General features: G+C 48.2%; 23 protein-coding genes. 17 read left to right on the plus strand and 6 right to left on the minus strand.

The window, feature by feature from the left end; all coding sequences use genetic code 11:
* Window positions 1-221: 221 nt before the first annotated feature.
* The 17 genes from Q3O60_RS11955 (at window position 222) to Q3O60_RS12035 (ending at window position 18338) form a co-directional block, all read left to right on the plus strand.
* Window positions 222-1283, plus strand: coding sequence for a nitroreductase family protein (locus Q3O60_RS11955; protein WP_305894172.1), 1062 nt, complete (start codon window positions 222-224; stop codon window positions 1281-1283).
* 1 nt (window position 1284) lies between these two features.
* Window positions 1285-2424, plus strand: coding sequence for a polysaccharide pyruvyl transferase family protein (locus Q3O60_RS11960; RefSeq protein WP_305894173.1), 1140 nt, complete (start codon window positions 1285-1287; stop codon window positions 2422-2424).
* Window positions 2397-3632 carry a hypothetical protein gene (locus Q3O60_RS11965; RefSeq protein WP_305894174.1) on the plus strand — a complete coding sequence of 412 codons (1236 nt, stop codon included), beginning with the start codon at window positions 2397-2399 and terminating at the stop codon, window positions 3630-3632. Before Q3O60_RS11960 ends, Q3O60_RS11965 begins: the two co-directional genes overlap by 28 nt.
* A gap of 4 nt (window positions 3633-3636) precedes the next feature.
* Complete coding sequence (locus Q3O60_RS11970; protein ID WP_305894175.1) at window positions 3637-4761, plus strand: glycosyltransferase; 1125 nt, start codon at window positions 3637-3639, stop codon at window positions 4759-4761.
* Window positions 4758-5618 (plus strand): glycosyltransferase family 2 protein, encoded by an 861-nt coding sequence (locus Q3O60_RS11975; protein ID WP_305894176.1) that lies wholly within the window; start codon window positions 4758-4760, stop codon window positions 5616-5618. Before Q3O60_RS11970 ends, Q3O60_RS11975 begins: the two co-directional genes overlap by 4 nt.
* Complete coding sequence (locus Q3O60_RS11980) at window positions 5605-6411, plus strand: glycosyltransferase family 2 protein (RefSeq protein ID WP_305894177.1); 807 nt, start codon at window positions 5605-5607, stop codon at window positions 6409-6411. The genes Q3O60_RS11975 and Q3O60_RS11980 overlap by 14 nt, the downstream gene beginning before the upstream one ends.
* 9 nt (window positions 6412-6420) lie before the next feature.
* Window positions 6421-7371, plus strand: coding sequence for an NAD-dependent epimerase/dehydratase family protein (locus Q3O60_RS11985; RefSeq protein ID WP_305894178.1), 951 nt, complete (start codon window positions 6421-6423; stop codon window positions 7369-7371).
* A gap of 53 nt (window positions 7372-7424) precedes the next feature.
* The gene (locus tag Q3O60_RS11990) at window positions 7425-7982 is read left to right on the plus strand and encodes a sugar transferase (protein ID WP_305894179.1); all 558 of its coding nucleotides are present in this window, start codon (window positions 7425-7427) and stop codon (window positions 7980-7982) included.
* 103 nt (window positions 7983-8085) lie between these two features.
* A complete protein-coding gene (locus Q3O60_RS11995) occupies window positions 8086-8250 on the plus strand; it encodes a hypothetical protein (protein ID WP_369812667.1) in 165 nt (54 codons plus the stop codon).
* A gap of 329 nt (window positions 8251-8579) precedes the next feature.
* On the plus strand, window positions 8580-9995 hold the full coding sequence (locus Q3O60_RS12000) for an MBL fold metallo-hydrolase RNA specificity domain-containing protein (protein WP_305894180.1): 1416 nt from the start codon (window positions 8580-8582) through the stop codon (window positions 9993-9995).
* 30 nt (window positions 9996-10025) lie between these two features.
* The gene (locus Q3O60_RS12005) at window positions 10026-11201 is read left to right on the plus strand and encodes a nucleotide sugar dehydrogenase (RefSeq protein WP_305894181.1); all 1176 of its coding nucleotides are present in this window, start codon (window positions 10026-10028) and stop codon (window positions 11199-11201) included.
* 11 nt (window positions 11202-11212) lie between these two features.
* Window positions 11213-12136: a UTP--glucose-1-phosphate uridylyltransferase GalU gene (gene galU / locus Q3O60_RS12010; protein ID WP_305894182.1), complete on the plus strand. Its 924-nt coding sequence runs from the start codon at window positions 11213-11215 to the stop codon at window positions 12134-12136.
* Window positions 12137-12219: 83 nt separating this feature from the next.
* Window positions 12220-14199 (plus strand): polysaccharide biosynthesis protein, encoded by a 1980-nt coding sequence (locus Q3O60_RS12015; protein ID WP_305894183.1) that lies wholly within the window; start codon window positions 12220-12222, stop codon window positions 14197-14199.
* A 112-nt stretch (window positions 14200-14311) separates the two neighbouring features.
* A complete protein-coding gene (locus Q3O60_RS12020) occupies window positions 14312-14638 on the plus strand; it encodes a hypothetical protein (RefSeq protein WP_305894184.1) in 327 nt (108 codons plus the stop codon).
* Window positions 14639-14779: 141 nt separating this feature from the next.
* Window positions 14780-15472 (plus strand): YjbF family lipoprotein, encoded by a 693-nt coding sequence (locus tag Q3O60_RS12025; protein ID WP_305894185.1) that lies wholly within the window; start codon window positions 14780-14782, stop codon window positions 15470-15472.
* Window positions 15469-16245 (plus strand): capsule biosynthesis GfcC family protein, encoded by a 777-nt coding sequence (locus Q3O60_RS12030; protein ID WP_305894186.1) that lies wholly within the window; start codon window positions 15469-15471, stop codon window positions 16243-16245. Before Q3O60_RS12025 ends, Q3O60_RS12030 begins: the two co-directional genes overlap by 4 nt.
* A complete protein-coding gene (locus Q3O60_RS12035) occupies window positions 16242-18338 on the plus strand; it encodes a YjbH domain-containing protein (protein WP_305894187.1) in 2097 nt (698 codons plus the stop codon). The genes Q3O60_RS12030 and Q3O60_RS12035 overlap by 4 nt, the downstream gene beginning before the upstream one ends.
* 39 nt (window positions 18339-18377) lie before the next feature.
* On the opposite strand, the gene ylqF is transcribed toward Q3O60_RS12035, so the two are convergent.
* From ylqF to Q3O60_RS12065, 6 genes are all read right to left on the minus strand, one after another.
* Complete coding sequence (ylqF, locus tag Q3O60_RS12040) at window positions 18378-19313, minus strand: ribosome biogenesis GTPase YlqF (RefSeq protein WP_305894188.1); 936 nt, start codon at window positions 19311-19313, stop codon at window positions 18378-18380.
* Between the two features lie 59 nt (window positions 19314-19372).
* Window positions 19373-19672 (minus strand): hypothetical protein, encoded by a 300-nt coding sequence (locus Q3O60_RS12045; RefSeq protein WP_305894189.1) that lies wholly within the window; start codon window positions 19670-19672, stop codon window positions 19373-19375.
* A 127-nt stretch (window positions 19673-19799) separates the two neighbouring features.
* Window positions 19800-20954 (minus strand): CsiV family protein, encoded by a 1155-nt coding sequence (locus Q3O60_RS12050; protein ID WP_305894190.1) that lies wholly within the window; start codon window positions 20952-20954, stop codon window positions 19800-19802.
* Window positions 20951-24445, minus strand: a complete 3495-nt coding sequence (gene mfd / locus Q3O60_RS12055; protein WP_305894191.1) for a transcription-repair coupling factor — start codon at window positions 24443-24445, stop codon at window positions 20951-20953. Before mfd ends, Q3O60_RS12050 begins: the two co-directional genes overlap by 4 nt.
* Window positions 24446-24477: 32 nt before the next feature.
* Window positions 24478-25563 (minus strand): agmatine deiminase family protein, encoded by a 1086-nt coding sequence (locus tag Q3O60_RS12060; RefSeq protein WP_305894192.1) that lies wholly within the window; start codon window positions 25561-25563, stop codon window positions 24478-24480.
* Complete coding sequence (locus Q3O60_RS12065) at window positions 25541-26149, minus strand: PilZ domain-containing protein (protein WP_305894193.1); 609 nt, start codon at window positions 26147-26149, stop codon at window positions 25541-25543. Before Q3O60_RS12065 ends, Q3O60_RS12060 begins: the two co-directional genes overlap by 23 nt.
* Between the last annotated feature and the right edge of the window lie 45 nt (window positions 26150-26194).

A 26194-nucleotide genomic window follows, 5' to 3' on the forward strand; every position in this document is an offset into this window, starting at 1 on the left:
TGGGTTTTATTTACTGGCAAGTAAATAAGTCTCATCTGAGCTATAACCGCAGATCACCCCCTGCTCATCGATAAAAAGCATTGAAAGAAAATTCAGAGTGAGCCAGATCCCCGGTTGCAAATCTTTACTTCCCCTCATCCCTTGTTTCTATTAAGATCACCTGCTTTTAGTCCGAGCATGTTTCATCATCCTCTTACCATGACAGGACGTTATCAAATCGTATGAAAAGACTACTGATTAAGTTGTTGCCAGCCTCTGCTATTACTGGCATTAAAGCCTGGCTGGCCCGTATCAATGTGCGCCTGATCCGCTTATTTGCCAGCAATGGTTTTTTAGCGTCTTTGTATTACACCTTTTTTAGCCGCCAGTTTTATCGCGAACACAAAGCCGTGCTGCAAGGCCGTTTGCAATACGAGAAATCTCTGCGGGCGATTGGTCAAAGCTGTGTGCTGCTGCGCCGTAACATTCACCGGCTGGAAAAAGGCCTGATTATGCAGCCGCGGCGGGACGTATTTGCCGAAGCCTATATTGGTGAAACAGTAAGTTGTTATCTGGATGCCATTCAAAGCACTGAACTGTGCGCAGAAGAACGCAAATGGGCCACTGATGTACTGAGTGATTATTTTCGTATCGCCGGTGCCAGCAAAAAAATTGATGCCGCACGGGCTCGCTTCGAGGGGCACAGCAACATGGCGCAACCGAACCAGAGCGTGCCGTACCCACATCAGGCATTACCAGCTTGCCCGGTAGATTATGCCGAACTACTGACTTTATTTAAGCGCCGCCGCTCGGTGCGCTGGTATCAGCCGAAAGCAGTGCCGGAAGAACTGATCCGTCAGGCCGTGCAGGCCGCCACCCTGGCACCTTCCGCCTGTAACCGGCAACCTTTTGAATTTTACGTGGTCAATGAAGCTGAGAAAGCGGCCGGTGTAGCTCGCTGCGCCATGGGTACCGTCGGTTTTGCAGAAAACCTGCAGTGTGTGATTGCCGTGGTCGGCGATTTAAGTGCTTACCCCGCAGAGCGTGACCGGCATGTCATTTACATCGATGGTGCACTGGCAAGCATGCAACTGATGCTGGCGTGTGAAACCCTGGGGTTATCAACCTGCCCAATCAATTGGCCGGATATCGAACAACGTGAACAAATGCTGAGCAAGCAGTTGGGGCTGGCGTACCACCAGCGCACCGTGATGCTGCTGGCTGTCGGCTATGCGCAGCCTGAAGGCGGCATCCCATTTTCACAGAAGAAAACCGACCAGTTACTGATTAAGGAAGTGAACTAACATGATGATCGAAATTAAGGGCGTGCAGTTTATCAATAAAGGCGCGGAACTGATGTTGCAGGCGGTATTACAGCAAATGCAGCAACACTGGCCTGACGCCGAACTGGTGCTGGCACCGAACCCTAATTCATCCTATATCAACCGGGCAAAGCTTGGCGCCTATCAGAAGTGGTCGATCCGTAAAAATATTCTTGATCTGAACAGCATCAGCTATTACTTACCCAAAGCGTTGCGTCGTTGGTTAAAGCGCACCTGGGGTGTTGTCACTGAAGCCGATATCGATGTTGTGCTGGATGCCTCTGGCTTTGCCTATGGTGATCAGTGGGGCTTTTTATCCACTAAAGCGATGGCGGGTGAAGTCAAGCGTGCTCATGCCAATGGCAAGAAATACATCTTTTTACCACAGGCGCTGGGGCCATTTACCCGTGAAAAAGACCGGTCGTATTTGTTAAAAGCGTTACCCAAAGCCAGTTTAATATGCGCCCGTGAAGAAACCAGTTTCGCTCATGTCAAAGGCTTGATAGGCGATACATCGAACCTGGTGCAGTTCCCGGATTTTACCAATCTGGTGCAGGGTATCGTGCCGGATGATTTCACCAATGGTGCCAACAAAGTGCTGATCATTCCGAACAGTAATATGATCAGCAGCCGTAACCAACATGCCGCCTGGCAGCAGCATTACCTGCGGGTGTTGGTAGATGCGGTGCATATTGTGCGTGATATGGGACTAGAGCCGGTACTACTGAACCATGAAGGTAAAGGCGATGAAGCCATTTGCAGCCAGGTACAGCAACAAGCCGGTGGCGAACTGCCTATTTTAAATGAAGCGGACCCGTTAAAAGTAAAAGGCATTATTGGTGCCAGTAAAGCGGTGATTTGCTCGCGTTTTCATGGTTGTGTCAGTGCGTTATCGCAAGGTGTGCCATGCATCGGTACTAGTTGGAGCCATAAATACGAGCGTCTGTATGAAGAGTACCAGCAAAGTGACTCATTAATTTCGCCGGAAATCAGCCGCGAGGCATTGCAGCAAACCCTGGAGCAAGCCATCGCCACGGTAGATGCTGAGGAAAAACAACAGGCAAGGGCGCATTTTAAGCAATTGTCTGAGCAGATGTGGCAGAAGGTGGTGAGCCTGGTCTGATCATGAACCTGACGATACGCAAAGATGAGCTAAAGTTGTGGGTGTTTACTGCACTGATTTTAGTAGGGCCAGCTTTATCAATTGGCCTGCTGAAAGCTCATCTTGTCGCCGTATTTTTTGTGATCCTGATCCTTATAGCTACTTCGCTAAAGTATATGAAAGCAGATAAGGGCATGCTGACCTCGTGTGCTCTTTTGCTTAGCTGCTGTTTTATCTGGTTTGCAGTGCATGCACTGAATGGTGCAATTAATGCCAGATACTTTATGTACCTTTTTTACACTGTGTTTTGTTTCATGGTGTTTATTGCCTCTTATCACGCCTTATCAAAATTAAATAATCACACATTAACTAACTTTTTGTTTGTTTTCTGCAGCTTAAACTTGTTGATTGGCTTTGTGGAGATGATTGTTGGTTTATCTTTTTTTGGTTTGAACCCAGTGGGCGACAGGTTTCAAATTGGTTCTTCTTTCTGGGCAAATGTGAATACAAATGCCTATGCTGTATTGATTTTTTCTTGTGCGATTTATGTATTAGGTGGCTTTAAAAAGTATCTGTTCATCACACTCTTACTAATTGTCTATTGCCTCTTTATTCATGCAAAATTGGTTTTGGCATTAACCGCAATGCAATTTGTCTTTTTTGCAATGTACAGTAACCCCCGTTACCGGATTTATGGTTTATTATTTTTAGCTATAGTATCGCCAGTTTTTGTTTACCTCTTTTATAACAACTTTTTGGCGATATTTCTTGCCGCTGAGTATGCAGTTGAGCTTATTTCAAACGATAACTCATTGAAAGAGTTAGTGGAATCAGGCCGATTATCCTCTATTGCCATCAGGGCTTATACATTAAGCGAAATGACTACTATTCTGCAAAACTTTGATGTCTGGAAGTTTTTGTTTGGCGCTGGTTTTGGCTCAATAAATATAAGCTTTATGAATAACACTTTAGGGGTCTATGAAACCTATTACTCACCTCACTTTTTCTATTTAGAGATATTTATTTTTTCGGGACTACTGTTTTACGTTATGTACTTGGCAGCGATAAAGGCACTTTCTGGCCACTTTGGTATTAAGTATTTTGTGTTATTTTCACCTGCCTTTGCTGCTGTCATCGCAGTTAGCTCCGCTGTTTACTTTCCTCCATTCTATTTCCTTTTAGCGTTAGTTGCTTTTATGGCAAAACCGAAATCGCTTTCAAAAAGATAATCTGATGAAAATACTCTTACTCGCTGACTCTACCTCACCACATACCATTAAATGGGCGCGCTCGCTGGCTGAGCAGGGGTGTACTGTATTGGTGGCTGGGTTGTCATCGGCTCCAGCTGATTTGTATCAGCAGCATCCTGCTATCACGGTGGCCACGCTGGGTGCGGATGAGCAATTGGTACGCCAGGCTAAAACGCGTTGGTCGAAACTGTCTTATCTGAAAGTGTTGCCACGGCTGAAAGCCCTTATTCGTAGCTTTCAACCCGATATTCTGCATGCCCATTTCGCGTCCAGCTATGGCTTACTTGGCGCGTTATGTGGTTTTCAACCTTATGTACTATCGGTATGGGGTTCGGATGTGTATGCCTTTCCGCGAAAGTCCTGGCTGCATAAATCAGTATTGCGTTTTAATTTAGCTAAGGCCTGTGCGCTTTTTTCGACTTCGAACGATATGGCTCGTGAAACTGCGTTATACACCGATAAGCCGTTGCAGGTGATCCCCTTTGGCATTGATACCGATTTTTTCCAGCCAGCTAACGGGCTTGAGTTATTTCCAGCGGGTACTTTGGTGATTGGTGCGGTTAAAACACTGGAACCGCATTATGGTATGGACGTATTAATACGCGCTTTTGCCATGCTTAGTCGTAACTTGCCAGAGCAGAAGCTGGGTTTATTGCTGGTCGGTAGTGGCTCCCAGCAAGCTGAATTGCAGCAATTGACTGCCGATGAAGGCATCACTGATCAAGTGCGCTTTACTGGCCGGGTGCCCTACGACGAGGTGCCAGGTTATCACAACAGCCTGGACATTGCGGTGGTGGTATCCCGTCGGGAAAGCTTTGGCGTGTCGGCTATTGAATCCAGCAGCTGCGGCATACCTGTGGTAGCCAGTAACGTGGATGGTTTGCCGGAAGTGGTGCAACATCGCCAAACCGGCTTATTGGTGCCGGTGGACGATGTAGCTGCGACCTGTGCTGCTTTGCAGGAGTTAGTCACCGATCCAGCACTACGTCAGCGTTTAGGTGAGCAGGGCCGGGAATGGGTGCAGCATGAGTACGACTGGCACAAAAATGTGCAGCAAATGATGGCGGCGTATCAGCAAGTGCTGGCCGCGAAAGAGGCGCGCTCATGAGCCGGGTGACTTTGTACATGCCGACCCACAACCGGGCAGTGATGCTGCAACGTGCGCTGGAGTCAGCGCTGGCGCAAACCTACCCGGATGTGGAAGTGATTGTGGTGGATGATGGTTCATCCGATAATACCCCACAGGTATTGGCCGATTACCAAAGCCGCTATCCACAATTAAAAGTGCTTCGTCAGCCACAGGCCAAAGGCGCTTGCGCAGCCCGTAATGAAGCCTTGGCTATCGCCAGTGGCGAGTTTATTACCGGTATGGATGATGATGATGAGTTGTTGCCAGAGCACATCACTGAATTGCACCGTGCCTTTCGACCTGAGCTGGCTTTTGTATCGGCGTCGTTGCTGGAAGATAACGGCCAGCAGCGTTTTGCCCGTCGGCTTGATCTGGGCGTGCATCAGTTAAGCGATGTGTTGCATTACAACAAATTTACCAACCAGGTGTTTACCCTGACCGAACGGCTGCGTGCTGTGGGGGGCTTTGATGAGAACTTTCCGGCTTTTCAGGATTACGATACCTGGGTACGGCTGATGGAGCGCTTCGGCCCGGCAGAAAAAATTGCCAGCGCGACCTATGTCTGGCATACCGGCCATGAGCAAGACCGTATCAGCCATTCTCCGGTGAAACGCTTAACGGCCTTAGAGATGTTTAAATACAAACATGCCCATTTATTAGGCAAACAACACCTGGCATCACTGGAAGTGATGCGTATTCGCATGGCTGGGGAGGCATTTTCGTTACGGCAGGTGATAAAATACATCAATGCAGGAAACTGGAAAACAACGGTTGCGCTGTATATGAATACAAATTTAAAAGGGTTAAAGCGGTTGATTGATCATGCCAGACGTTAAAAAAGAACAGGAACAGTCGCAGCCTTTAGTGTCTGTAATCATGCCAGCTTATAACTCAGGTGAATTTATAGCGGCTTCAATACGCAGTGTGCTGGATCAGGATTACACCAATTGGGAACTGCTTATAGTAAATGATTGTTCGACCGACAATACCAGAGGCGTGATCAAGTCGTTTATCACCGATCCAAGAATTCAATTACTGGATAACAGACATAATTTAGGTGGTGCTGGCAGCAGAAACAGAGCCATTGAGCATGCTCGGGGGCGTTTTATTGCTTTTCTTGACTCTGATGATCTGTGGTCGACTGATAAATTGTCGAAACAAATCGGCTTTATGTTGTCGAATGCGATAGCGTTTTCTTTTTCAGGCTACTCAACCATGACCGAGGCTGGTGCTGTAAAAGAATCGATTCAGGTGCCAGAGAAAATCAGTTTCAGTCAGTTACTAAAACACAATTACATCGGTTGTCTAACTGCTGTTTACGATGCAGAGCAGCTTGGAAAAGTGTACATGCCTTTGGTACGAAAACGTCAGGATTTTGCGCTTTGGCTGGAGATCTTAAAGCAGATTGATTTTGCCTATGGCTTGCCGGCTAATCTTGGCTTCTATCGGATCCGCACAGGCTCTTTGTCGGCTAATAAAAAAGATGCATTTACTTACTATTGGCGAGTGCTCCGTGATGTTGGCGAGTGTGGTTTTTTCTCAGCGGCTTATAACATTAGTTGGTATATGTTTATTGTTTTCCTGAAGAAAAAAATGACAGGCGTTTACCATAAATTCTTCATAGGCTAACCATCTTTCATGACTGCACAAAAGAAAAAATCTATTTTGTTAACGGGTGCATCCGGCTTCATAGGGCACCATGTTCTGGCGGGCTTACTTTCAAGGCATTACGCTGTGATCGCGCCTGTACGTTCAGGTTCGGTACTCGCCAGACATGATGATTTGACTGAAGTAAAGATTAGCGAGTTGCAGGATATTAACTCGTCTTCACTGCCTCTTGATGGCTGTGAGGCGGTGATCCATCTGGCTGGTAAAGCCCATGTAACAGGTATAGAGCTTGATGAGTTTCAGCGAGTAAATACTGATGCTACCGTTCATCTGGCTAATGAAGCGGCCAAATCGGGGGTAAAACGATTTATCTTTATTAGTTCGATAGGTGTTAACGGTATCAGCAATACAACTCCATTTAAGGCAGATGATCGTCCGGCTCCAGAAGAGCCGTATGCGGTTTCCAAGTTAGCAGCCGAAATGGCGTTGAAAGAGATCGCCCGGCAAACCGGTATGGAAGTGGTGATCATCCGGCCTCCATTGGTTTATGGCCCTGATGCTCCGGGAAACTTCGGTAAGTTGCTCAAGTTAGCCAAAAAGAACCTGCCATTGCCACTTGGGGCCATTGATAACAAGCGCAGTTTAGTGGCGCTGGATAATCTGGTCGACCTGATTTGTTTATGTATTACGCATCCAAATGCAGCAAACCAAACCTTTTTAGTCAGTGACGGCCAGGATGTATCGACCACTGAGCTACTAAAGTGTATGATCCGCGCCCATGGTAAAACACCGCATTTAGTTCCCGTACCAACGTCCTGGTTACGACTGGCAGCTCGCCTGCTGGGTAAACAGGCTATTGTCGACAGACTATGTGGTTCATTGCAGGTGGATATTCAACACACCCGGCAAACGTTGAACTGGCAACCGCCTGTGACTTTAGAGCAGGGGATCCGTCAGGCAATAGGTGGTTCGGGCCAGTAAGAGTTGGCACCAAATAGTGAGAAACTGCGGGTGTGGCCCGCCATTGAGGAACTATGTTAATTAGGTTGTTTGACATTCTGTTTTCCCTGACCGGTCTGGTTTTGGGCTTTCCTGTGCTGGTTGTGCTGACCATTATTGGTTTTTTTGATACCGGTTCACCCATCTTTCGTCAGCAACGGGTAGGGCGTGATAAAAAGCCGTTTACCTTAGTGAAGTTTCGCACCATGAAACCAGAGACCGCTCATGTCGCCAGCCATTTAGCCTGCGCCAGCGATATCACCCGCTTTGGTCACTTCTTACGCAAAAGCAAACTGGATGAGTTACCGCAGTTGTGGAATGTACTCAAAGGCGAGATGAGCCTGGTGGGCCCGCGTCCTTGCTTATTCAACCAGCAGGAATTAATCGACGAGCGCGATAGCCGCGGTGTTCTGCAAGCCCGCCCGGGCATCACCGGCCTGGCTCAGGTGAATCAGATTGATATGTCTACCCCTACCTTACTGGCCGAAACCGACCAGCGCATGCTTCAGCAGCTGTCTATCGCCAATTACTTCAAATACATCTTCATGACCGTAGCCGGCAAAGGCAGCGGCGATCGCGTCAAACCCAGTTAACACCGCAGGGGCAGGTTTTTATTTTTAGACGTCCAGACGTTTATATTGACAGTTTGGGTACGTCGTGGTTTTATGGGTTTTCTTTTGCTTACAAGGATACCACATGAAACGTGAAACCATTGCTTTGCACCATGGCTACCAGCCGGATAATCAACATTCGGTGGCAGTGCCTATCCATCAGACCAGCTCATTCAGTTTTGACAGTGCGCAGCATGCTGCCGATCTGTTCGGCCATCCCTGCGGCGACCACTCACAGGCAGTTAAATGATGAAGTAAATCTCCCCGTCTCCCTCTTTTTCAAAGAGGGGGAGTGAGCGCTGTAATCGGCGATTGCATTCAAGTGTGTCTTTTTTACTTTCTTTTGTTGTTTTATTTATTTATATTTTGTGTAAGTATTTTGGTCTTTCTCCATTAAAGGGTATAAGGTCGCTGCACTCTCAGATTGCCATGCTTTTTCCCCACTTCAGTAAAGGGGGGATACAGGGGGGATTTGAGTTTAGAGGGATTATATTCTGAACAATAGAGTGCAAGGATGCTGTGAGTACATCAAATTTGTAAAAGGTCTACCCGGTGATCCCGCATAAAAAGGAACTTAATATGCATCCCCAATTCATTCACCATGGCGCCGTTAATGGCGTCACAGGTTCTTGCCATGAGTATGTGATTGCTGAGCAGTACAGCGTTCTGGTTGATTGTGGTTTGTTTCAGGGCGATGAAACCGCTGCTGGTGGTTCTGCTGGTTCACCCAGCATAGAGTTCGATTTGTCTCGGGTACAGGCGCTACTGGTGACCCATGTGCACATTGATCATGTCGGGCGTATTCCGTATTTACTGGCGGCTGGTTTTCGCGGGCCAATTTACTGCACGGAAGCCTCAGCTGCGTTGCTGCCACTGGTACTGGAAGATGCCTTAAAAGTGGGTGTCACACGCGATGCCAAGCTGATTAAGACGTTTTTAAAGGTGCTGCAGCGGCAGTTGGTGCCTTGTCGCTATAAAGAGTGGTGTGATTTACCATCACCGCCTGCTGGCTCGAAGGGGTTGCAAGCACAGGTGCGTTTTCAGGTGGCTGGCCATATTCTGGGATCGGCCTATCTGGAAATACGGCATCGCATCGCCAGCAAGCAGCCCTGGTTTTATACGGTGTTTTCTGGCGATCTGGGAGCGCCACACACCCCCTTGTTGCCAGCGCCAAAGCCGCCCTATAAAGCTGATGTCGTGGTGTTGGAAAGCACCTATGGTGATCGTGAGCATGAAGACAGGCGCAAGCGCAGTCAGCGGTTGCAACAAACCTTGCTGCATGCATTACAAGATAATGGCACTGTGTTGTTTCCGGCTTTTAGTATTGGCCGTACCCAGGAGTTGTTGTACGAACTGGAAGGGCTGATCCACCGTTTGCGCGGACAGAAAATTCATCAGCATTTACGCTGGGATGAACTGCAGGTGATTGTAGATTCACCGTTGGCGGCTCGGTTTACGGCGGCGTATCGGCAATTGAAGCCACACTGGGATGCGGAAGCAAAAAAACGGCTGCGCCAGGGTCGTCATCCGCTTAACTTTGAGCAATTAATCACGGTGGATAGTGCTGCCGGGCATCACCAATTGGTGCAACGCTTAGCGCAAAGTCGCTTGCCCGCTGTAGTGATCGCCGCCAGTGGAATGTGCGAAGGTGGCCGTGTGGTGAACTATCTGAAGCAAATGCTGCCTGACCCTGTGCATCAGGTGGTGTTTGTCGGTTATCAGGCACGCGGTACACTTGGCGCTGCTATTTTGCGTTATGGCAACCGGCCGGATGGTTATGCCATGATAGATGGTGAAAAAATCTCTATTCGGGCTGAAATTATCAGCTTGGGAGGCTATTCAGCCCATGCTGATAAAAAAGATTTGTTAAACTTTGTTGGCCGGATGCGGCATAAACCCACCGAAGTGCGTATAGTGCATGGTGATGAGCCGGCCAAGCAAAGTTTACGTCATTCATTTTTAGTTCAAAATATTAATGCTATTATTGCGCGCTAGTCATTCTTACATTAGGGAAAACAGCAGATAATGTCGGGTTTAAATATCGCCATAGCCGGGACAGGTTATGTGGGCTTATCGAATGCCATGCTACTAGCACAGCACAATAAGGTGATCGCTGTGGATATCGTGGCAGAAAAAGTGGCCATGTTAAATGCGGGCCAGTCGCCGATTGATGATGCTGAGATTGCAGACTTTCTTACCAATAAGCCTCTAAACTTTCAAGCCACGATGGATAAAGCTGCCGCTTACAGCCATGCAGACTTTGTTATTATTGCTACTCCGACGGATTACGACCCTGAAACCAACTTTTTTAATACCAGTAGCGTTGAGGCTGTGATCCGGGACGTGATGCAAGTGAACCCTTCGGCAGTGATGATCATTAAATCCACGGTTCCGGTTGGCTTTACTGCGAATTTACGCAAAAAAATGACAACCGATAATCTGATTTTTTCGCCCGAATTCCTCCGGGAAGGCCGGGCTTTGTACGATAACCTGTATCCATCGCGTATTATTGTGGGGGAACGCTCTGAGCGAGCTCAGCGCTTTGCTGACTTGTTGTGCCAAGGTGCTATCAAGCAGGATATTCCGGTACTGTTTACCGACAATACCGAAGCCGAAGCCATTAAATTGTTTTCCAATACCTATTTGGCGATGCGGGTTGCTTACTTTAACGAGCTTGATAGCTATGCTGAGAGTCATGGTCTGGATTCACGGCAAATTATTGATGGTGTTGGGCTCGACCCTCGTATTGGCAATCATTACAATAACCCTAGCTTTGGTTATGGCGGCTATTGTTTGCCAAAAGATACCAAGCAGCTGCTGGCCAATTATCAGGATGTACCAAACAACATTATTCAGGCGATTGTTGATGCGAATCGTACCCGCAAAGATTACATTGCTGAAGCCATTCTAAAGCGTAAGCCCAAGGTAGTCGGTGTTTACCGGTTAGTGATGAAGACTGGTTCTGATAACTTCAGAGCCTCAGCGATTCAGGGCATCATGAAGCGCATTAAGGCCAAAGGCATTGAAGTGATCGTGTTTGAGCCTGAATTGCAGGTTGATTCATTTTATCATTCCCGGGTGATCCGTGACCTGAACGAATTTAAACAGCTATCTGATGTGATTGTTGCCAACCGGCGTAGCGATGCATTAAGTGATGTTGCTGAGAAAGTATATACCCGGGATTTGTTCGGGAACGACTAAAAGGGAGTCTTATGAACGTCGAAAAAGCTGTGATCCCCGTTGCGGGATTAGGAACCAGGATGTTACCTGCCACCAAAGCTATCCCGAAGGAAATGCTGCCTGTGGTTGATAAACCATTGATCCAGTATGTGGTCAAGGAGTGCATTGCGGCCGGTATTAAGCATATTGTACTGGTGACGCATTCGTCTAAAAACTCGATTGAAAACCACTTTGACAAAAGCTTTGAGCTGGAGTCGATGTTAGAAAAGCGGGTGAAGCGTCAGTTGCTGGATGAAGTGCAAGGGATCTGCCCGAAAGATGTCACTATCATGCATGTTCGTCAGGGGGAAGCCAAAGGGTTAGGGCATGCTGTACTTTGTGCGTTACCGTTAATTGGTGAATCACCATTTGCTGTGGTGTTACCTGATGTATTGGTCGATGGATACGACAGCGATTTACGCAAAGATAACCTGGCAAAAATGGTACAGCTCTTTGCTGAAAGTGGGACCAGTCAGGTTATGGTCGAGCCGGTACCTATTGAAAGCGTCAGTAGCTATGGTGTGGCCGATGTCGCAGGGCATCAGTTGATGACGAATCAGTCATCGCGCATGACCGCGATTGTGGAAAAACCAAAGCAAGAAGAAGCACCGTCCAATTTGGCGGTTGTTGGTCGCTATGTGTTCAGTGCTAACATTTGGCCTTGCCTGAAAAAAACACCAGTTGGGGCAGGTGATGAAATTCAGTTAACCGACGCCATTGCCATGCTGATGGAGAAAGAAGCGGTTAATGCCTATCACATTGCCGGTCGAAGTCACGATTGCGGTAATAAATTAGGATATATGGCTGCTTTTGTCGAGTATGGCATGCGTGACCCTGTTTTAGGAGCGGAGTTTCGGCAGTTTTTACAGCGGTTGCTTGTCGAAAAGCCACTCTTACCTGAGGATGCGGCATCTTGATGCCGCGCCAGAGTTTTGCGCAAAGATAACTTTACGTTATACTCTCGCTGTTTTGTTTTGCATTGGGCCTTTGGAGAATCATTGTGCTGAGCTGGTTATTAAACCTTCCGCGTTCGTTTAAACGTATTATTTTGGTGTGCGCCGACATTGGTTTTCTGATGTTTTCTTTGGTCGTCGCTTACTTTCTGACCCAAAATGGCTCTATGGTCTCGGTGCCTGATATCGCCTTGTCTTTTGCTATATCGTTACCTATCACCTTGTTTATTTTTACAAAGTTGGGACTTTATCGTGCGGTGATACGGTACATTGGTCAGCATGCGCTGGGTGCGGTGTTGGCCGGTATTGTTTCCAGCGCTTTTGTACTGACCTTATTGTTTGCAGTGTTTCACGTTGAAGATAAAGGCAATCTCATTTTTGTATACGCCTTGATTGCATTGTTGACATCCGGCGGTAGCCGTTTGTTGGCCCGGATGTTTTTGGTGCAACGCAATAATGCACATAAAGAGCGGGTACTGATTTATGGCGCAGGCTCAGCTGGCCGGCAACTGGCTTTGTCACTGTTTAATGGTGAGCAGTACCATCCGGTGTTGTTTGTTGATGATGATGCAACCTTACAGCGCTCGACTATTTTGGGTATTCCGGTTGGTAACCCGGTTCATATTGCCAGCCTGGCGAAAGCGTACAGCATCAATCGTGTTTTACTCGCAATTCCTTCCGTTGGGCGCTCCCGCCGCCGGGATGTGTTGGATAAACTGGAAGAGTTGCCAGTGCCTGTGCAGTCCATTCCCGGCATGAGTGACTTGGTGGATGGTGCCATGCGCATCGATGAGTTGCAGGATGTAAAAATTGAAGACTTGCTGGGGCGTGACGCAGTATCTCCTAAATTGAAGTTAATGCATGCCAATATTCGCGGTAAAGTCGTCATGGTTACCGGAGCCGGTGGTTCTATTGGTTCAGAGCTCTGTCGTCAAATTATCCACTACGAACCCAAAAGTCTGATCTTGTTTGAGATCTCAGAGTATGCGTTGTACAGCATAGAGCAGGAGATTTCGTCCATTATCAGTAAAGAGCAGTTGGATATTGAGCTACTGCCCATGATGGGAACGGTTCAGCGCCGCAGCCGGATTGAAACGGTGATGAAGAGCTTTTCAGTACAAACCGTTTACCATGCCGCAGCCTATAAACATGTGCCCTTGGTGGAATACAATGTGGTGGAAGGGGTTCGTAACAATGTTTTTGGTACCTGGTATGCTGCTGAAGCTGCTATAGCGGCTGGGGTAGAAAATTTTGTATTGATTTCAACCGATAAAGCAGTGCGGCCAACCAATGTGATGGGGGCATCCAAGCGCCTGGCTGAGCTGGTGCTGCAGGCATTGTCGCAACGCCAGAGCTACACTCGTTTTTGCATGGTACGTTTTGGTAATGTGCTTGGTTCCTCTGGCTCAGTGGTACCGCTGTTTCGTGAGCAAATCCGTCGTGGTGGTCCGGTAACCGTGACTCACAAAGAAATTATCCGTTATTTTATGACCATCCCGGAAGCGGCTCAGTTGGTGATTCAGGCCGGGGCTATGGGGCAAGGTGGTGATGTTTTCGTATTGGATATGGGGGAGCCGGTACGGATTGCTGATTTAGCCAAGCGAATGATCCATTTGATGGGTCTGGAAGTCAAAGATGCTCAACATCCAAATGGTGATATCGAAATTCGTTATACGGGGCTACGGCCGGGTGAAAAACTGTATGAAGAACTATTGATTGGTGAAAATGTTCGACAAACAGATCATCCTCGTATAATGGCGGCGGATGAAATTTGCCTGGATTGGAGCGAAATGATGCCATTGTTGCAGGAATTGGATCACCACTGCCATCATTTCTCAGTAAAGAGTATTATTCAGTTGTTACGTAATGCTCCTGCTGAGTTCTTTTATCAGGAAGCTCCGAGTGATCTGGTGTACAATGTGACTAATTCGCAGGCCACAGATGAGCTAACCGGGCCAACCTTGTTGGTCGATAATGTTGCCAAACCAGCGGTGATGAATGAAGTTGAAGCTAAGTTGGCCCCCTAACTTGTTATGAAATGTAAATATTCAGATTTTCAGCGTGAAGTGCTTGTTTTTAGCCACTCTATCGTTTACTCTAATCACATTATTCGTAATGCAATCATTTGAGGGATCTTTAATGAAAAAAGTATTTATTGCAATGGCAGCTACTCTGGCATTCACTGCTGGTAGTGTTGCTGCTCAAGACCAGGCTGGCGGAAGCGCCGCTGGTGCTTTTGGTGATGTTAAAACTGAACATGTTGTGGCTGGTGTTGTTGGTGTTGCAGTTGCTGCAGCTATCATCTCTAACAGCCGTAGTACGTCTATTGATGACGGCGGCGGTGAAGATTGTGGTCCGGGTGAAGAGCTGGTTGACGGCGAGTGTCAGCCAATTGAACCACCAGTGACTGGCACAGTTACCGGCACCGGTACTGGCACCATGACAGTAACGACCACTGGCGGCTAAGCTCGTTTCAGTGTTGATTATTTAAGCCGCCTTACAGGCGGCTTTTTAATGCGTATTGCTTTGATGAACTCAGGATGAATAAGCTTTGAAAAGCTATGTTTTCGTGAGTTCTATTTGGTTGAGCTTTAAATGGATGCAACGTTGAAACGATTTTTTTTCCGGCTCATTGCGGTGTCAGGCCTGGCGAGTATGGTGTTGGCGTGTGGCGGCACACCAAGGGTCTATTATAATGATTTGAAAACAGCTTTTTCTACCACACCTGATGTCGAGCTGACCTTGGATCAGGTTCAAAGCTCCTCTTATGACTTGCTGTATGTTCGTGTGAATGATGGCCCGCGTGTGGCTTTAACACTGGCTTTTCTTGAGCATGGTCAGCATAAATGGGTTTCTGCTGATTCAGCCGTTCTGGTGCTGGAGCAAGGACGATTGGTTCGTAGTGCGAATTTCACTACTGAGCTGAACTTTGTCAGCAATACTCACTCAGACCCACTGAAACAAGGACCTGATCAGTTAGCTCAAGCCGCCTCTTGGCTTCGGTTGGTGGATTGGGGGATGGGTGCGAGTGGTTATGCCATGGAGTCTGGTTTTCGTGAAGTGAAAATGGAAACATTACAACTGTTTGAGCAGGCGATCCCGACCCGGGTATTTGTTGAAACGGTTCACTTGCCGGATATTGACAAAAGCTTTCAAAATTACTTCTGGTTTGACGCCCAAAGTGGCTTGTTAGTCAAAAGTGAGCAACAACTAACCCATCAAGGACCTACGTTGGAATTTACTTATATAAGTCCGTTGGCCCGGCAGCTTAAAATGGTCATTGAGTCGCCTTCACCATGAGATACTTCCGTTATACCTTATTACTTATCTTGATGTTGTCTACATCGAGTCTTGTTGCTTCTGATACGTCTGATCAATCAGTTTCGCAGATCGTTGTTGAGGTCCAGCTCGGTGATCAGCTTCTGCAGTTTACCGAGCAGCCACGGTTACTTGATGTATTGCAGTATGCAATTACGAATGCCAGTACCTATTGGCCCGCAGCTAGCTTGCATCGGCGGGATGAGCGTATGCAGGAGAAGCAGCAGCAATTTTTGCAGCAACTACAGCAACTACGCGATCATTACCAGACGAAAAAGCAACAACACAAAGCGAATGCGATTCAGTTGTTGTATTTGCAAGTTCGGCAATGGCGGGTTGCGTCTCGGATCCCTATCGTCATTGATGTAGACAAAGCCCGTACCCAGTTGGCATTTAATCCACAATTGGATGAGGGAGCGTATTATTTATCAGTTCCTACACGCCCTCGCGTGATACACCCGATTGGTTTGTATCAAGAGGCGGCACCGATGCAGCATCAACGAGCTACGCCTGCTAAGGACTATTTGGTGTCTGGTTATCGGTTACCGCTTTCGGCGCGGAGCCATGTATGGATACTGCAGCCTGATGCGACGGTGAAGCAGGTTGGTGTTGCCTACTGGAATCGTCAGTATGATGAGTTGCAACCTGGCGCGCAGCTGTTGATCCCCTTTGCTCCGCGAGCGTTACCGCGTGCTTACCGTCATTTAAACGATGATTTATTAGAACTTGCGCTTCATAGGATAGTGGTTGAATGAAAAAACGGATGTTGTCTGTTGCTATTGGGCTTGCTTTGGCCCCATGGACGGCTGCCTTAGCAGAGAATGGGTTTACTTCGCGGGAGTTTTTCTTGTCAGAAGCAGCTCATGGTGGGACTGGTTTAATTCAAACGCCAACAGCCCGTATGAAGCAAGCGGGTAGTTTCAGCATAAATTACTCTGATAACGAAGAGTATCGCTTCTGGTCCGCGAGCATACAGCTTTTTCCCTGGATGGAGTCGACGGTTCGGTACACCGATGTTCGTACCCAACTTTATAGCCCTTTTCCCGGCTTTAGTGGTGACCAGACTCTTAAAGATAAAGGCATTGATGTTAAGTTCCGTTTGCTGCAAGAGGATTACTGGTGGCCAGAACTCAGTGTGGGTTTTCGTGATTTTGGCGGTACCGGATTTTTTGACAGTGAGTTTATCAGTGCCAGCAAACGTTTTGGTAATCTGGACGTACATCTTGGCATGGGCTGGGGATATTTAGGGCGTTCCGATGATATCAGTAACCCCTTTTGTCAGCTTCGCGATTCCTTTTGTCGCCGAGGTGGTGGCTTTGGAGGCCGGGGCGGAAAAATTGATTATCAAAACTTTTTTAAAGGGCCAGTTGCTTTGTTTGGTGGCTTGGAATACCAGACGCCATGGCAGCCACTTCGATTAAAGCTTGAATACGAAGCTAATGATTACTCGCGTGATCGTGCAGGTGATATGGTGCAGGATAGCCGTTGGAATGCTGCTGCGGTGTATCGTTGGAATAATCTGGATGTCAATCTGAACTATCAACGTGGCAATACGATGGGTTTTGGCGTGAGTTATGTGATGAATTTTCATCAGTTGCAACAACCAAAAATTGATCGGGCACCACGTGATTTAATGGCAGAGCGACCCGTCGACGAGCGACCTGTAGATCGGCGCTTACGTGCAATGCTTCGTGCAGAGGCTGGCTATCTGGTCACAAAGTTAAAGGTGACTGATGAACAGGTCATCTTAGCCGGCTCTCAAGTGAAATACCGTGATTACGATGAGTCCATCAACCGTATCGCCCGTATTTTGGCGACGGAGTTACCTGATACTGTAACTGAGTACCGCATTATTGAACAAGGCGGAACCTACCCAGTCTTGGAAACCGTGGTTAATGCCACCGAGTTTAAGGCTGCTGCACGCTATGAAAGTTTACAACCAGATATCCGGTCCACTTATATTCGTACCGCTCCAGCCACTTATGACGGTACCGAATGGAACTATCAGGCGAGAAACCGTGGATTGGGTTATGGGCTTGAGACGTTTTGGCTGCAAATGTTCGGAAGCCCTGAAGCTTTTTATATGTTTCAGGGTGGTGTAATGCCATCGGTAGGTTATCGCTTAAATGAGCGGTTTAGTCTGAACGCAGTGGGGAAAATCACACTAGTTGAGAATTTTGATAAATTTAATTTTACCGTGGATGCAGAGGATACGCCTCTGCCTCGTGTGAGGACCTACATCAGGGAATATGTAACTCGTAGCCGTTTTACCATGGAAGCACTGTTTGCTAACTACGAGCAGCGCATATTGCCAGATGTTTATGCGCAGGCCTACGGTGGTTATCTGGAAACCATGTACGCAGGTGTTGGCACCGAGGTACTGTATCGTCCTGTTGATAGTGCCTGGGCTATTGGCTTTGATCTCAACTATGTTCAGCAACGTTCATTCGAAAGTGATTTTGCTTTGCGTGATTACAAGGTATTGACTGGTCATGTTAACGTGTATTGGGAGCCTGAGTTTTTAGAGGACACTCGACTTACCTTCAATATTGGTCGTTATTTAGCCCGTGATACCGGCGTCACCTTTGATTTTACTAAACGATTTGATAGCGGTATTCAGGTTGGTGCTTTCGCTGCAATTACTAATGTGTCAGCTGAGGATTATGGTGAAGGTAGCTTTACGAAAGGATTTTATCTGCAAATCCCATTTGATCTGATGTCGTTGCGGCCATCGCGTGGTGGTGGTTACATCCCATGGATCCCGATAGCTCGTGATGGAGGCCAACCGCTGAACCGGCCCAATAAGTTAATTGATAGCACTGAGCGACGTTCCCGGTTTGGTGGTTAAGCCTTACCGTAAGCCATGCATGGATGCAAATACCGCTCTTTAGCGGTATTTCTTTTTAGCGCGCTGCTGGCGAAGCTTTTCCCGTTCTGCTTTTTCTGCTGCTTTGTGGGCGTTTTCGGCCTCGGCTTCTGCACATTCCTGCACGATCATGGCCGGGGTTTCAAGTGTAACAGGGCCCAGTTGGTTGGTACGGATCTCGCTAATCAACAGGCTGCCGGTTTTTTGCAAATCGACCACGCCGCCTTTACGCATGCAGCCACGTTTAGCACCGATGATATCCATCAGCTCGATCCCTTGCTCTGGCAGCTCATCGATCTGAAAGCGCTGTTTTAAGGCTTCAGGGTAGGCCTGTAACAGGTAATCAGCCGCAAACAGGGCGATATCTGCATAATCAAACGCCGTATCTTTGATGGCCCCTGTGATGGCCAGACGATAACCGCAGCTGGGTGGGTTTAACTTGGGCCATAAAAAACCGGGAGTATCGGTAAGCACGATATTTTTATCAAGTTTAATACGTTGCTGGGTTTTGGTGACGCCTGCTTCATTACCGGTTTTGGCGATGGTGCGCCCTGCGAGGATATTGATAAACGTGGATTTGCCAACATTGGGGATCCCCATGATCATGGCTCTGGCGCCTTTTAAGCTCAGATTCCGTTCGGGCAATAACTGTTCACACAAAGCCAGTAAGCGCTTAATGGGCTCTGGTTCATGCTGGCTGGTAGGCAGAGCACGAATGCCTCGCTCTTGCTCAAGGTGGCTAACCCATTGCTGAGTTAAGGCCGGATCGGCTAGATCGGCTTTATTGAGTACTTTGATACAAGGGGTTTGCTTGCGCAGTTGTGCCACCAGTGGGTTTTCACTGGAGTAGGGAATACGGGCATCCAGCATTTCGATGATGATATCAACCTGAGGCATCACCTCGGCAATTTCTTTGCGGGCCTTGTGCATATGGCCGGGGAACCAGTTGATAGACATAATGAACTCTTAACGCTAAATGAGCGCCTAGTATACTGGATTATTGCCGAAAGGTTCTGTTAAAAATAGGACAACAAGGGGTAAAGTAGTGCAAAACTAGCCAATAATGGCAACGTTAATCCTGAGTTGATAAAGTAGGGCCGCATCTGGATGACGCCCCATTGCTCAAATAAAAGGGTAATAAAACCAATACCAAGCAGAGGAAACAGGATTTGCAGACTTTGTTCAGAGATCAATGCACTTAGCATAGGAAAAAGCCATAACACCAAGGGCTGACCTAAGGTAGTAAGAACCAGCAGTAACAAAAGAATAATAATTTGCCATGCAGAAAACTGTGGTTGTGACTGTAGTGGCTCCATGCTTCACCCAGTTAAACTCTATGATATAGCACCATTCTAGGGCGACACAGAGTGTATTGTAAGTCTGAAAATGTATCGTTTTGTTACCGAAAAGAGGTTACTTCAAGGTAAACCACTTGTCAACCCATCATTGGGCGGAATTTGAGCGGTCAGATTCTGCCGTTGGCGGTTGATAGCGACGAATTTGCACCACCATTCCCAGGCGAGGGTGGTCGATGTAATGCATTTCGCCACTGATCACCCGGCGACTAAACTGGATACGATGCTGATGGATTGCACCTTCATCGTCCTTAGCCAGTTGCCGCAAAATGAAGTCGGTATTGATAAATAAATAGTGATCAAGATGAACGCGCACAAAGCCATCAAGTTGCCATAACGGTGAGTTTTCATCGATATCCTGCTGTGTATCTGCCTGATAAGCAGCACTGGAGAGGCGATAAAGTCGCAGCGGTTCATCTGTGCTTAGTTGCTGATAGCGTTGTTCTATGCGCTCCAGCAAGTGATCTGGCCGTAGCGAAAGGCTGCTTGCTGGTGTCCGTGGGCCCATGGCATTGGTTTGAACTGGGTCTTTATGGCGTAGATTGTGTCCGGCATACCAGCGGCTGGGGATACTGCGACGATCGGTCACCGGAGCTTGACGAAAGCCACTGTGCAACAGTACGTCAATATTCGCTTGTTGTTGCAGCTGACGAGCAATGGAGTCGAGCTGCAATGCGTCGCGTCGCAGCAAGTAGGGTATTGGTTGATGTGCGGACTTTCCAACCGGCTGTTGCATCAATGATGCAGGCATTGGTGTCTTGGCTATCCACTGATTGTCGGCAAACAAAGAGTGTTGCCATGGTGACGGTTGGGGCTCGAAGATACAAAACCCTTCGATGACAGGTGGGGTGAACACATCCACATAGAGATTAAGATCAACCGGTTGCCCGATACTATCAGTCATAATTGATTGGCCAGTCGCAATTGATTGGCTCTGGTTTGCGGATTGTTGTTCTGGGCAGAGCTCAAGCTGACGTAACAATGGGGCAATATCTGGTTGATACAAGGGCTGCAGCAGATCAAAGTAGCGAGCGGGCGGAGTCAGCTGGGCATCCGGATTAAACTGCTCAATCAGGTTGGTATCGGGTTGACGCTGAAAGACGATCATTTCCACTTCAAACCAACGATCACCACTGGCAACACGGGAGGCATCAATCACATTTGCAACTGCCAGGTTAGCAGTCAGGCTCGCTAGTACGCTAATAAACAAAAGCAGGGCGCCGGTAAACCAATTGTGTTTCATGCGTTCTCCATCTGGTGATTGGCGAAATTATGCAGTAATCGCTGCAGGAAGGCTAGCCGTTGCTGCGTATCCGTTAGTTCGGCGCTGAAGCGTAGCTTCTGCCCACCTTCTAATTTAAAGGTATTCGCCTGCGTTTGGATCAATTCAATAATATAGCCTGGTGCGACCGGTGTTTGTTCCATAAATTCAACCAGGCCACCTTTTGCATGCGCTTCAATGCGTTTGATGCCTAAGCTTTGTGCTTGCAATTTAAAGACGGACACAGCGACCAAATGCTTGCTGGCATCGGGTAATAATCCGAAACGGTCAATTAACTCAACCTGAATTTCATCCAGTTCTTGTTCCGATTGAGCAGAGGCCAGCTTTTTATAAAAAGATAGCCGCATACTGACGTCAGGAATATAACTTTCTGGTAAAAGTGCCGGAATGCGCAGCTCAATTTCACTCTGCTGGCTTAGTATCTGGTCGAGTGAGGGTTGTTTGCCTGATTTCAAGGCCTCGACGGCGTGTTCCAGCATGTCCATATAGAGGTGAAAGCCGACCGATTGGATCTGGCCGCTTTGCTCATCACCGAGCAATTCACCAGCGCCCCGTATTTCTAAATCGTGGGTCGCTAAGGTAAAGCCTGCACCTAAGTCTTCTAAGCTTGCAATAGCGTCTAACCGTTTGCTCGCATCTTTGGTGAGTCGCTTCACCGGTGGAGTCAGTAAATAGGTATAGGCTTGATGGTGAGAGCGACCAACGCGGCCGCGTAACTGATGCAATTGCGCCAGACCAAATTTATCGGCCCGGTTGATGATCATGGTGTTGGCGGTTGGCACATCGATACCGGTTTCAACAATGGTCGAGCAGAGCAAGACATTAAAACGTTGATGGTAAAAATCGGCCATGATGCGCTCTAAATCACGCTCGCGCATTTGGCCATGAGCGATGGCGATACGGGCTTCCGGCAACAAGGTTTCCAGCTCTTGCGCCATATTCTCGATGGTGGCTACATCATTGTGCAAAAAGTAGACCTGACCACCGCGCAGAATTTCCCTGAGTACCGCTTCGCGGATCAGTGCGCTATCGAACTCGCGAACAAACGTTTTCACGGCCAGACGTTTGGCGGGTGGTGTGGCGATGATGGACAAATCACGCATACCGGAGAGCGACATATTCAGTGTTCGCGGTATCGGTGTTGCCGTCAGCGTCAGGATATCAATATTGGCCCGCAATGCTTTAATTTTTTCTTTTTGTTTCACGCCAAAACGATGTTCTTCATCGACAATCAACAAGCCGAGGTTCTGAAAGTGAATATCATCCTGCAGTAATTTATGAGTACCGATCAGAATATCCACTTTGCCGGCGTTGGCATCGGCCAAAATCTCTTTTTGTTGTTTGGGGCTGATAAAACGAGAGACGACTTCAACCCGAACTGGCCAGTTGGCAAAGCGATCACTAAAATTTTCAAAGTGCTGCTGCGCCAGTAGGGTGGTTGGTACCAAAATAGCAACCTGATGGCGATCATGCACTGCAACAAAAGCTGCACGCATGGCGACTTCGGTTTTACCGAAGCCGACATCCCCGCACACCAAACGATCCATCGCTTTGGCTTGCTGCATGTCGTTTAAGACGGCTTGAATGGAGTCGTGCTGATCGGCTGTTTCTTCAAATGGAAAGCTATCGGCAAAAGCAGCATATTCGGCCTGATCCAGTTTAAATGCATAGCCTTTTTGAGCAGCGCGTTGGGCATAGATATCCAGTAACTCGGCAGCGACATCCCGTACTTTTTCAGCCGCTTTTTTTCGGGTTCGCTCCCAGGTATCGGTGCCCAGCTTGTGTAGCGGCGCATGCTCTGGTTCAGCACCACTGTAGCGGCTGAGCAGATGCAATGAGGCCACAGGTACATAGAGCTTGCTGGCACCAGCGTACTCTATGGTAACAAACTCCGCACTCATGCCACCGGCGTCCAGAACTTGTAAACCCTGGTAACGGCCGATGCCATGCTGTAAGTGCACGACGGGCTGGCCGGGGCTCAACTCGGCCAGATTACGAATAATGGTGTCGGAAGACACTTGCTGGCTGCGTTTTTGCCGTCGGCGTTGACTGATTTTTTGACCAAATAGCTCGTTTTCGCTGATCAGTGCTAATGGCGTGGCGCCTTCCACCAATGCACCTTGTTCCAGTTGGCCGACCAAAATACCCAGATCATCTTTACTGCGTAAAAACGCAGTCAAGCTATCAAACTGAGGCAGGCTGAGCTGAATGGTTTTTAGTAACTGCAGCAGGCTTTCGCGGCGACCTTCACTTTCAACAAAAAACAGTGCCTGACCCTGCTGCTGCTTGAGTTGCAGTAAAAACTGCTGCAGCAACTGCAGTGGCTGCTTGTTTTGATGCACAATGCTGAGTTCAGGCAGTGGTGCAAAAGGGGCGTTGCCGCTACCTGCTTTAGCGGGCAGAGTGGCACTACTCAGCTTTATCCGTTCAAAGGCTTTGAGCTTGGAAAATAACTGATCGACAGGCAGATACAGGCTAGTCGGAGGCAAGATGGGCCGCAATGGATCAACACATCGATCATCGTAGCGTTTTTGCAATTCGCGCCAAAACTTATCAGCACTGAACTCGATATCACCTACCAACAAACAACGACTGTTGGCTGGCAGGTAGTCGAACAGGGTTGCACTGCTTTCACTAAAGAAAGGAAAGTAATATTCGATTCCAGCTGGAAATACGCCCTTGCTGACTTGTTGGTATAAGGATTCCGGCTCAGTACGCGCCGTAAATTGTTCCCGGTAGTTGCTGCGAAAGCGATCGATGGCGGCTTGATCGGTTGGGTACTCGTGTGCTGGCAGCAGTTCAATGCGGTCGATCGATTCTAAGGTACGTTGGCTGTCTGGATCGAAAATACGGATGCCGTCAATTTCATCGTCAAAAAAGTCGATGCGATACGGCAACTGGCTGCCCATCGGGTATAAATCGAGTAAGGAACCACGAACGGAAAATTCGCCATGTTCCATCACTTGATCAACGGCGCGATAGCCGACAGCAGTCAGTTGTTGCTTGAGTTTCACCAGATCGAGTTGCTGTTTGGTTTCGATCAACAAGCTATGCTGGGCAAGATATTCTGGGCTGCAGACCCGAAGCAACAGCGTATTGACCGGGACAATGACGATGGCTTGCTGCTGTTGTGGCAGTTGATACAGGGTTTTCAGCCGTTGCGAGATAATATCCTGATGCGGTGAAAATACATCGTACGGCAGCGTTTCCCAATCGGGTAGTGTGAGGATGCTGACATCTTCGTCAGCGAATACCCGCAGCTCTTGCTCTAACCGCAAAGCGGTTGGCGTATCTGCGACCACAAGTAGGTAAATCGAGGGGTGTTGACGAGCCTGCTCAACCAGCGTGAGCGGTAAACCTGCGCCATGCAGTTGGCCCCAGCTAATCAAGTCGCCCTGTTTCTTCAGCGCAGGCAGCTGTTGCAACACAGCTGCAGTGGTTTTTTTGGTCATAGGTTGGCTTGTCGCTTTTTTAGCATGAACAGTTAGCATGAACGGGGTTTGAGCACACCTTTGGGCAGTTGCATGGTGACACAATGCAGGCTGCCATATTGCTGAATAAGGGGCAGGCAATGGATGCCAATCACTTCATGATTTGGGTAGGCACGGCGAATCTGTGCCAGTGCCACTGCATCCTGACTGTCGTGGTAGGTGGGTACCAGCACGACCTCATTCATGATCAAATAATTGGCATAACTGGCCGGTAACCGTTCGCCTTCTGCACTAAATTTTGCGGCGGGCCAGGGCAGAGGGATCAGGTGATAGGGGTTGCCATCCAGTGTTTTTAACTCGGTTAGTTCTTGCGCCATGGCTTGCAATTCGCGAAAGTGCTCATCTTTTGGATCGCTGCAACTAACGTACACCAGGGTACGATCTGGCGCAAAGCGAACCAGCGTATCAATATGGGCATCGGTATCATCACCCGCCAGGTAGCCATGCTCCAGCCAGAGAATACGCTGCAGGCCAAAATGATGGCTTAGCTGCTGCTCTATGTCTGTTTGAGTGAGTGACGGGTTGCGGTTTGGGTTGAGCAGACACTTTTTAGTCGCCAGCAAGGTTCCGGCTCCATCGGATTCAATGCCACCTCCTTCCAGCACCAGATCAATGCGTTTTTTGGGCACATCGGCGATGCAGTCGGCCTGAAACAACCGTTGATTAATGTCGTTATCGAGGTTGGCGCTGAATTTGTCGCCCCAGGCCGTAAAGGTAAAGTCGAGTAAACAAGGCACACCATCCTGATTGAGTACCGTGATGGGGCCATGATCACGTGCCCAGGTATCATTGCAGGGAGCTTGCACCAAATGCACTCTATCAAAGTCGATACCATCGTCTTTCAGCAAGGACACCACATGCTGTTGCACCGAGTCGTTATGACAGACAATAACCAGCTGTTGCCGGCTGGTAATGGCTTTGGCAAGTTCACGATAGACCGCTTCAACGTCATCGAGCATGTAGGCCCAGTCGGTGTCGTGGTGAGGCCAGGTGAGCATAATGCCGTCTTGAGGGGCCCATTCACTGGGCAGCTTGTAATCTGACACTTTGGATCCTTTATTCGCTTGCGTCGTCAGCATAGCGACGTTCTTTTTTTAATTTTAACTGCCGGGTTTGTTCATGCAAGCTGGCGCGGACAATCAGTTCTTGATCTTCATCGCGGATATGGCGATACACCACATCGACCAGCCATTGTTCTTGCTGTGGACGACATTCTATAACTTGTCCCAGGCAAAAAACAGCGCCTTCACCTTGCGCTAAAAAGACTTTTAACTGCAACCAATCGCCTGCCTGCATGGGTTGCTCGCTCAGTAAACATAAGCCTGAACCACCATAGCTATGGGTGTAGTAACGAAACTCAATTTGATCTTGTTGTTGCAGCACGTAATGCATCATTAGATCCATTTTTCTGGCCATGTGCTGCAAGTATCGACAGAGTTCATCGGCAACATCGCCTAGCCGCGATAAGCTGCGTAGTGAAGATGAGTTCAGTTGCATCATTTCGCCGGCCATCAAAAAAGGCTCCGGGATCAGCGCGAGGAAGTCATCTTTCGACAGGTTTGCGCCATCTTTATCCAGTGGCTCGGCATTGATACGGATCCGATCTTCAATCTGGAAATAGTCGGCAAAGTCTTCTTTGAGCTGTGTCAGCTGATTTTGATCCATAAGGCGGCCTTTTGCGGATGCTGAACGATGAATTGTCTGATACTA

The organism is Alkalimonas collagenimarina (assembly GCF_030717845.1).
Classification (GTDB): domain Bacteria; phylum Pseudomonadota; class Gammaproteobacteria; order Enterobacterales; family Alteromonadaceae; genus Alkalimonas; species Alkalimonas collagenimarina.

What these genes read in the sequence shown, in the direction of transcription:
- Q3O60_RS11955 (WP_305894172.1), top strand. Translation starts at nt 222, where the DNA reads ATGAAAAGACTACTGATTAAGTTGTTGCCAGCCTCTGCTATTACTGGC.
- Q3O60_RS11960 (WP_305894173.1), top strand. Translation starts at nt 1,285, where the DNA reads ATGATGATCGAAATTAAGGGCGTGCAGTTTATCAATAAAGGCGCGGAA.
- Q3O60_RS11970 (WP_305894175.1), top strand. Translation starts at nt 3,637, where the DNA reads ATGAAAATACTCTTACTCGCTGACTCTACCTCACCACATACCATTAAA.
- Q3O60_RS11975 (WP_305894176.1), top strand. Translation starts at nt 4,758, where the DNA reads ATGAGCCGGGTGACTTTGTACATGCCGACCCACAACCGGGCAGTGATG.
- Q3O60_RS11980 (WP_305894177.1), top strand. Translation starts at nt 5,605, where the DNA reads ATGCCAGACGTTAAAAAAGAACAGGAACAGTCGCAGCCTTTAGTGTCT.
- Q3O60_RS11985 (WP_305894178.1), top strand. Translation starts at nt 6,421, where the DNA reads ATGACTGCACAAAAGAAAAAATCTATTTTGTTAACGGGTGCATCCGGC.
- Q3O60_RS11990 (WP_305894179.1), top strand. Translation starts at nt 7,425, where the DNA reads ATGTTAATTAGGTTGTTTGACATTCTGTTTTCCCTGACCGGTCTGGTT.
- Q3O60_RS11995 (WP_369812667.1), top strand. Translation starts at nt 8,086, where the DNA reads ATGAAACGTGAAACCATTGCTTTGCACCATGGCTACCAGCCGGATAAT.
- Q3O60_RS12000 (WP_305894180.1), top strand. Translation starts at nt 8,580, where the DNA reads ATGCATCCCCAATTCATTCACCATGGCGCCGTTAATGGCGTCACAGGT.
- Q3O60_RS12005 (WP_305894181.1), top strand. Translation starts at nt 10,026, where the DNA reads ATGTCGGGTTTAAATATCGCCATAGCCGGGACAGGTTATGTGGGCTTA.
- galU (WP_305894182.1), top strand. Translation starts at nt 11,213, where the DNA reads ATGAACGTCGAAAAAGCTGTGATCCCCGTTGCGGGATTAGGAACCAGG.
- Q3O60_RS12020 (WP_305894184.1), top strand. Translation starts at nt 14,312, where the DNA reads ATGAAAAAAGTATTTATTGCAATGGCAGCTACTCTGGCATTCACTGCT.
- Q3O60_RS12030 (WP_305894186.1), top strand. Translation starts at nt 15,469, where the DNA reads ATGAGATACTTCCGTTATACCTTATTACTTATCTTGATGTTGTCTACA.
- Q3O60_RS12035 (WP_305894187.1), top strand. Translation starts at nt 16,242, where the DNA reads ATGAAAAAACGGATGTTGTCTGTTGCTATTGGGCTTGCTTTGGCCCCA.
- ylqF (WP_305894188.1), bottom strand. Translation starts at nt 19,313, where the DNA reads ATGTCTATCAACTGGTTCCCCGGCCATATGCACAAGGCCCGCAAAGAA.
- Q3O60_RS12045 (WP_305894189.1), bottom strand. Translation starts at nt 19,672, where the DNA reads ATGGAGCCACTACAGTCACAACCACAGTTTTCTGCATGGCAAATTATT.
- Q3O60_RS12050 (WP_305894190.1), bottom strand. Translation starts at nt 20,954, where the DNA reads ATGAAACACAATTGGTTTACCGGCGCCCTGCTTTTGTTTATTAGCGTA.
- mfd (WP_305894191.1), bottom strand. Translation starts at nt 24,445, where the DNA reads ATGACCAAAAAAACCACTGCAGCTGTGTTGCAACAGCTGCCTGCGCTG.
- Q3O60_RS12060 (WP_305894192.1), bottom strand. Translation starts at nt 25,563, where the DNA reads ATGCTGACGACGCAAGCGAATAAAGGATCCAAAGTGTCAGATTACAAG.
- Q3O60_RS12065 (WP_305894193.1), bottom strand. Translation starts at nt 26,149, where the DNA reads ATGGATCAAAATCAGCTGACACAGCTCAAAGAAGACTTTGCCGACTAT.